Annotated in this window: 7 protein-coding genes; 4 read left to right on the top strand and 3 right to left on the bottom strand. The window is 60.6% G+C overall.

The genetic code is table 11. The features are described from left to right. Positions 1-177 precede the first annotated feature (177 nt). Positions 178-618: a tyrosine-type recombinase/integrase gene (locus VMA74_RS05385; RefSeq protein ID WP_325365555.1), complete on the top strand. Its 441-nt coding sequence runs from the start codon at positions 178-180 to the stop codon at positions 616-618. A 164-nt stretch (positions 619-782) separates the two neighbouring features. Here the strand turns inward: VMA74_RS05385 and VMA74_RS05380 are convergent, their stop codons facing one another. The 3 genes from VMA74_RS05380 to VMA74_RS05370 form a co-directional block, all read right to left on the bottom strand. Beyond that, positions 783-1,112 carry a hypothetical protein gene (locus VMA74_RS05380; RefSeq protein ID WP_325365553.1) on the bottom strand — a complete coding sequence of 110 codons (330 nt, stop codon included), beginning with the start codon at positions 1,110-1,112 and terminating at the stop codon, positions 783-785. Between the two features lie 280 nt (positions 1,113-1,392). Continuing rightward, positions 1,393-2,580 carry a sensor histidine kinase gene (locus VMA74_RS05375; protein WP_325365551.1) on the bottom strand — a complete coding sequence of 396 codons (1,188 nt, stop codon included), beginning with the start codon at positions 2,578-2,580 and terminating at the stop codon, positions 1,393-1,395. After that, on the bottom strand, positions 2,577-3,266 hold the full coding sequence (locus tag VMA74_RS05370; RefSeq protein ID WP_325365549.1) for a response regulator: 690 nt from the start codon (positions 3,264-3,266) through the stop codon (positions 2,577-2,579). The genes VMA74_RS05375 and VMA74_RS05370 overlap by 4 nt, the downstream gene beginning before the upstream one ends. 108 nt (positions 3,267-3,374) lie before the next feature. Here VMA74_RS05370 and VMA74_RS05365 point away from each other — a divergent pair, with 108 nt between their 5' ends. From VMA74_RS05365 to VMA74_RS05355, 3 genes are all read left to right on the top strand, one after another. Beyond that, positions 3,375-4,832 carry an efflux transporter outer membrane subunit gene (locus tag VMA74_RS05365; RefSeq protein WP_414649563.1) on the top strand — a complete coding sequence of 486 codons (1,458 nt, stop codon included), beginning with the start codon at positions 3,375-3,377 and terminating at the stop codon, positions 4,830-4,832. Positions 4,833-4,859: 27 nt separating this feature from the next. Next, positions 4,860-5,675 (top strand): MipA/OmpV family protein, encoded by an 816-nt coding sequence (locus VMA74_RS05360; RefSeq protein WP_325365545.1) that lies wholly within the window; start codon positions 4,860-4,862, stop codon positions 5,673-5,675. 23 nt (positions 5,676-5,698) lie between these two features. Continuing rightward, positions 5,699-6,086: biotin/lipoyl-binding protein (locus VMA74_RS05355; RefSeq protein WP_325365557.1), on the top strand; the 388-nt coding region annotated here is incomplete at its 3' end.

Below are 6,086 nucleotides of genomic sequence, written 5' to 3'. Positions count from 1 at the left end.
ATAAGTAAAGTTTATCCGACCTGATCGGTCGAAAAGCGTATTTTTTATACGGTGGACGTAATGAATCCTACGCCTGTTCCGAGGGTCGAGCCAACCGCGCCCCGGACCTGGCCCACACTCGCGGCGGCCAGCCGAGCCGCTGCTGCTGCGTTCGTCGCCGGCACTGCGGCGAACACCGTGCGCAGCTACCGCAGCGCCCTCACCTACTGGGCCGCCTGGTTGCACGGGCGCTGCCCTCGCCGCGTGGTTAGCGGCCGCGCAGGCCGCGACCGGTCCCCTCTTCCGCCGGCTGCATCGCGGCGGCACCGTCGGCACCACCGCGCTCACCGCCGATCACGTGGCGCGTATGGTCGGCGAGCCAAGCTGGCCGGCCTCAAGGGCGACTGGGCCGCCCACAGCCTGCGCTCGGGTTTCGTCACGGAAGCCGGTCGCCAGGGCATACCACTGGGCGAAGTGATGGCGATGACCGAGCACCGCGGGGTCAGCACCGTGATGGGCTATTTCCAGGCCGGTAGCCTACTGACCAGTCGAGCGGCGGACTTGTTGGCGACGCCTTCCGCGAGCCCCGACGCTTCACCTGTTCCACGCGACCTGCGCGATGCATCATCCTGTTCGTAGCGCGATCTCGCGTCTTGTCCATTGGCAACCCATCCAGCCCATGGGCAGGTCCACGTTCCGTCTCAGCGCATGCGACGGGGGAATGCTCTAATCGCCCATCGATTTTTGAGACACACCGATGGACGCTCCGCCTGATCCAATCCCCGCTCGCGCAGCTCTGACAATCAGCCGCGTCGCTTGCGATCTGCTTGGCGCATTGTTTCGACCCAAGGCATGTTGATCGTTCTGCTCATGAGCATCAGCTCCGCAGTACTATCCCCCACGCGCCGAGCTCGGTATTTGCAGGGGTCCTCCATGCGCGCGGTCCACATGGTGTTTACACCGAAATCCAGTTCAAGCCGTGCCACCTGACCGCGCGGGTGCACGGGCCTCACCTGTGCGTCTTGCGCGCGCACCTCGTGCAAGGCGATCCACATAGCAGTCGTTATGCCATCAAACCCCCTCAAGGTGGACGCTTCTGCGATGAGCTGGTCGATGGGGAAATCGTGATCCATCCGCATTCGCCGAATAAGGTCGTAGCGGAGTTCTGATCGGCAAGGATGGAGTGGTCAGGGCGATTTCGCCGACGCCCACCGCCCCACTGATCGCCTACCTGGGCGTGCGATGCGACATTACCTATAACCAATTTACAGCTCTCACCCTCGACAAGAAGGTGGCCAAAGACATTTGAAGCGATACTTTGATACAGCCCTCTCTCTTTCAGGAAGGGCGCTGATTTCGTCTAAACCCCGCGTACTCTGCGCTTCTCATCGAGAGCACGTCGCCATACTAGGGCTAATTGTGTCGCGGAAGACCCATGCGTACGCAGATACCGCCCTGCTCCCTGTTGGTGATCTCCAGCGCTCCCCCATGGGCCTGACATATCGCCGATGCGATCGACAATCCAAGTCCGCTTCCTCCCCAATGACGTGCGCGCGAGCTTTCTGCACGCCAGAAGCGATCGATCATCTGTGGCACCAGTGCAGGCTCCACGCCTGGGCCGCGATCACTCACGCTGGTGTACAGGAGTGAGCTCGAACTGCTGACATCAATCGAAAGACTCTTGCCCGAGGATGCATATCTCAGCGCGTTATCGATGAGGATGGACAGCACCTGACCGATGCGATCACGGTCGCCATAGGCCATGATGTCCTTTGGAACATCGATCTCGGGAACTATGCCAGCCTCCCGCAGTTGTGGTGCGGCCCAGGCGACACGCTCGCTGATCAGTTCTTCCAGAGGAAATACGTCGCGCTCCAGCACCAACTGTCCCGCACGCGCCAACGACAGCAGATGCAGATCGCCGACCAGACGATTGATCTGCTCCAACTGGCGATGCACCATGCGCAATTGCTCGTCGCTGTTCGGAAACACTTGATCGAGCATTCCCTGCACGCGCCCCATCGCGGCATTGAGCGGCGTGCGAAGTTCGTGCGCGAGCATCACGCTGGATTCCCTGACCTCCCGCTCGTACTGCTGCAGTTTGGTGGTCATGCTGTTGAAGTCCATGGCGAAGCTGGCCAGCTCATCGGGTGCGCCAGGGATGACGTTGGCACGGGCCGAAAAGTCGCCTTCGCTGACTCGCCGTGCAGCACCGGCCACATTTGAAAATTGCCGCGACAGCGGCCGCGAGGCGAGCAAGCCACCCAGCAAAATCAACGGGATCGACCCGGCTATCAGGACACCCAGCATCCACCAGTCACGGTTAGCTAGCCCGGGAAGAAAGTCCACCACATCGTAGTAGCGTGCGAACAATTGCCAGAGTCTTGCTTCGTTCGCGCGCGGGGTTACACGCAGCGTGATCATTTCGTGCCGCGCATCGGGCGGAAGCTGACGCAGCTTGATCGCGTCCTCGATCGCAAAGCGCAACCACATGCCGAAGGCAATGGCAATGACCGTAAAGACCGCCAAGGCGCTCATGCGGACGCCAACCCATCGCCATAGGGGGATGTGCTTTTGTCTGCGCGAGAATAAACGTTTCATCGGAAGCGATAACCGATCGCGCGCACCGTTACCAGCACACCGGTGATGCCGTGACTCTCGAGTTTCCGGCGCAGATTATGGATATGCGTGTCCACGACCCTTTCCAGCGCATCGCTATCGGGCAAGCAGGCCTCCAGCAGCTCGCTGCGGGTAAACGCCTTGAAGGGCGTCTTCAGAAGTATGGCGAGCAGATTGAATTCGGTCGGCGTGAGATCCAGCGGAACCGCATTTCCGGCAGCATCTTCCACGGTCGCCAACACAGCGGCTGGATCGACAGAAAGACGGTCGTAGCGGAGCGGCCCCTCCGATGACCGTGCGCCGCCCGTACGACGCAGTACGGCATAAGCGCGAGCTACCACCTCTTTGGGACTGTAGGGCTTCACTACGTAGTCATCCGCGCCGTAGCGCAGCGCGCCAAGTTTCTCCGGCTCATCGCCGATTGCGGTCACCATGATGACCGGCGTGTCTCCCGCCCGCCGAATGGCAGCCAATACTTCCGTGCCGCTGAGCTTGGGTAGCATCATATCGAGCAACACCAGATCCGGCTTCCATTGCGCATGGAGCTGGATCGCCCTTGCGCCGTCTTCGGCAATGGCAACGGCGAAGCCATCCCGGCGCAGATAAGCCTCCAGAATGCTGGCGCTATCGGCGTCGTCCTCGACGATTAGTACCTTCTTTTCGCTCATGGTCCTGGGGCGCGCGGCCCATCTTGATGAAATCTTAAAAAATCCCGAAAGCTTCCTTGAACTTTGTCCCGGAAGCTATCCGTCGAGATTGGCTATCCGACTGTCACCATGATTCCACAATCCGCCGTTTCTGGCTCGTTTCGCTCGTGGGCGGCGCTGACCATGGCTGCCGCGATCTTATTGGGGGGGTGCTCGCTGACCCCGGCTTACCAGCGTCCGGCTTACCAGCTACCCCGAACTTTGGGTGAACTGTATCCCCAGCAGGCAGCGAAGCAGCAAGACAGCGCCGAATCGCTATCGGCACCGGAAGCGCAGTTCCTGCGACGGCTTTCCCCTAACCGCGATTTGTCGCCGCTGGTCATTCAGGCGCTGGCACACAACGCCGATTTCCGGCTCACCACACTGCAAGTAGCGCAGGCTCACGCTCAATACGGAATCGAGCAATCGCAGCGATGGCCGCAGTTGGGCCTCAGCGTGCAGGACAATCGCCAACAGTTCCATGATCCGACGCTGCAAGCGCGCTACGGCGAGCATGTTGCCGTCGCAAGTGTTGGCATCACCGATTTCGACTTCGACTTCTTCGGTCGTCTGGCCGCCCTCTCCGATGCGGCACGCGAGCATTACCTGGCCTCGTCGTACGGCCAACAGGCAGCTCGTGGCGCATTGATCGCTGAAGTGTTGCGCGCCTATGCATCGGAGCGCGCAGCGGCGGAAGTGCTCGCGCAATGGCAGGCCATCGATGTCAACAGCGCCGAGCTTCTGCGCATCGCCGTGCATCAACAGCAGGTTGGCCTGATTTCGGATGATGCCTTGAACGATCAGCAGCACCAGGCCGATCAGGCTCACGCCAATGCTTTGCAGGCCTCGGTGGACCACTACGCCGCCATTCGCGCGCTGCAACTCGTGACCGGCTACACCACCTTGCCCGCCGAAGGTTCACTGGAGGAATTGCTGGCCACTGATGGCCCGCAGGATCAATGGCGTTCTAGCGATTCGAAGGTCTTGCTGCAGCGGCCGGATATTCAACAAGCCGAAGCCGAGCTGCGCGCAGCCAATGCCGATATCGGCGCCGCCCGCGCCGCGTTTTTCCCCTCTATCAGCCTGAGCACGTCGTTGGGTACGGCCAGCAACAGCCTGCGCGGACTCTTCGATGCCGGTACGCAGCTCTGGACTTTCGTACCGCAGCTCACGCTTCCGATCTTCGACGGCGGCCGCAATCAGGCCAACCTCTCGCTGGCCCAGCTTCGCAAGCAGGCCTGCATCGCCGACTACGAAAAAGCGATTCAGTCCGCCTTTCGTGAGGTTGCCGACGCGCTCGACGCACACACGCCCTTGCTGGAACGCGAACAAAGCGAAAAGGCGCAGGCCGAGCGTGAACAGGAACGCATACGGCGCATGACGGCACGCACGGCCGAGGGATGGGAAGACCGCTCGGCGCTGCTCGTCGAACGGATCCAGGCCGCCCACGCGCAACTCGACGCCATCCAGGCTGGCCAAAACCTGGTGCTGAATCGCATTGCGCTGTTTCAGGCCTTTTACGGCGTGCAGCCAACACCTTCCATTTAAACCACCATCCTACAAGACAAGGTCATCATGAACCGATTCGTTGCCGCCCTTCCCTACCTGAGCGTGCTTGCGCTCATCGTGCTTCCCGTTGCTGTCAGTGCCCAGGATGCTTCCGGATCCAATGGCGGACTACTGGGAGATAAAACCCAGTTCACACTCGGCATCGCAGAATCCGTCGCGCCACGCTATGCCGGATCTGACGACTACCGCGTGCAGACGCTGCCGGTGGTCGCGATTCAGCGCGGCATCTTCTTTCTGGACACTACCCGCGGACTCGGCGCGGAATACTTAACTCACTCCGGCTTCTACATCAGCACGTCGATCAACTACGACTTTGGTCGTGTGCAACGCGACAGTGAACTGTTGCCCGGTTCGAAGAAACTGGCCGGCATGGGTAATGTGCCAGGGTCAGTGACCAGCCGCACGATGATTGGCCAGCAGATCACACCTTACCTCATGGCAAGCGCCGAGGCGGAATTCACGTTGAAAGATGGCACGCACCGCAGCCGCTATCGCGCCGGACTCGAGTACACCCCTTGGAAGACCGACAAGGACGTTGTTGCGATAGACCTGAACACGCACTGGGGTAACCGAGGGTACAACCAGGCGTATTTCGGTGTGACCGAACTGCAGAGCATGCGCAGCGGCTTCGCACCTTATTCGGCAACGGGTGGACTGTACGCATATTCCCTGAGCGCAAGCTGGAGCCATACCTGGACACCGCATTGGTCCACGTCGTTAATCGCGAGCGCCATGCGCTACACGGATAAAGTCGAGCACAGCCCGATCGTGCAGAGCCGCTTCGCTGCCAGTACTACGCTCGCACTGACTTATAGCTTTTGACGGATATCACTGAGACAGATCCCGTGAACTCAACTTCTCACTCTGTAGCACTGGGCACGGTACTGGCCATCGTATCGCTGGCCGGTTGCAGCCGCAGCACGATAGCTGCACCGGAACCACCTCGCGCCGTGAAACTCGAGGCCGTTCGCAACGACACCCGGGATGTAATCCGCTTCGTTGCGCAGGTCCGCCAGGAGCAGCGTGCTGATCTTGCGTTTGAGAGCGGTGGACGTATCGCTTCCATCGACGTGGACGTCGGCGATCGGGTGCATCAAGGCCAGGTACTCGCACGCCTCGATGCCGAGCCAAATCGACTTCGCCTGGAACAGGCCGACGCCAACACAAAGATCGCTGCCGAAGAACTGCGGGAACGTCAGACCCAATGGCAGCAGCAACAAGCCATGTTTGCTG

The sequence above is a fragment of the Dyella sp. genome (genome assembly GCF_035508675.1).
In the GTDB taxonomy this organism is placed as follows: domain Bacteria; phylum Pseudomonadota; class Gammaproteobacteria; order Xanthomonadales; family Rhodanobacteraceae; genus Dyella_B.
Note: the sequence above shows the minus strand (reverse complement) of the source record. Positions and strands in the feature narration are given on the sequence as shown.

What these genes read in the sequence shown, in the direction of transcription:
- VMA74_RS05365 (WP_414649563.1), top strand. Translation starts at nt 3,375, where the DNA reads ATGATTCCACAATCCGCCGTTTCTGGCTCGTTTCGCTCGTGGGCGGCG.
- VMA74_RS05380 (WP_325365553.1), bottom strand. Translation starts at nt 1,112, where the DNA reads ATGGATCACGATTTCCCCATCGACCAGCTCATCGCAGAAGCGTCCACC.
- VMA74_RS05370 (WP_325365549.1), bottom strand. Translation starts at nt 3,266, where the DNA reads ATGAGCGAAAAGAAGGTACTAATCGTCGAGGACGACGCCGATAGCGCC.
- VMA74_RS05360 (WP_325365545.1), top strand. Translation starts at nt 4,860, where the DNA reads ATGAACCGATTCGTTGCCGCCCTTCCCTACCTGAGCGTGCTTGCGCTC.
- VMA74_RS05375 (WP_325365551.1), bottom strand. Translation starts at nt 2,580, where the DNA reads ATGAAACGTTTATTCTCGCGCAGACAAAAGCACATCCCCCTATGGCGA.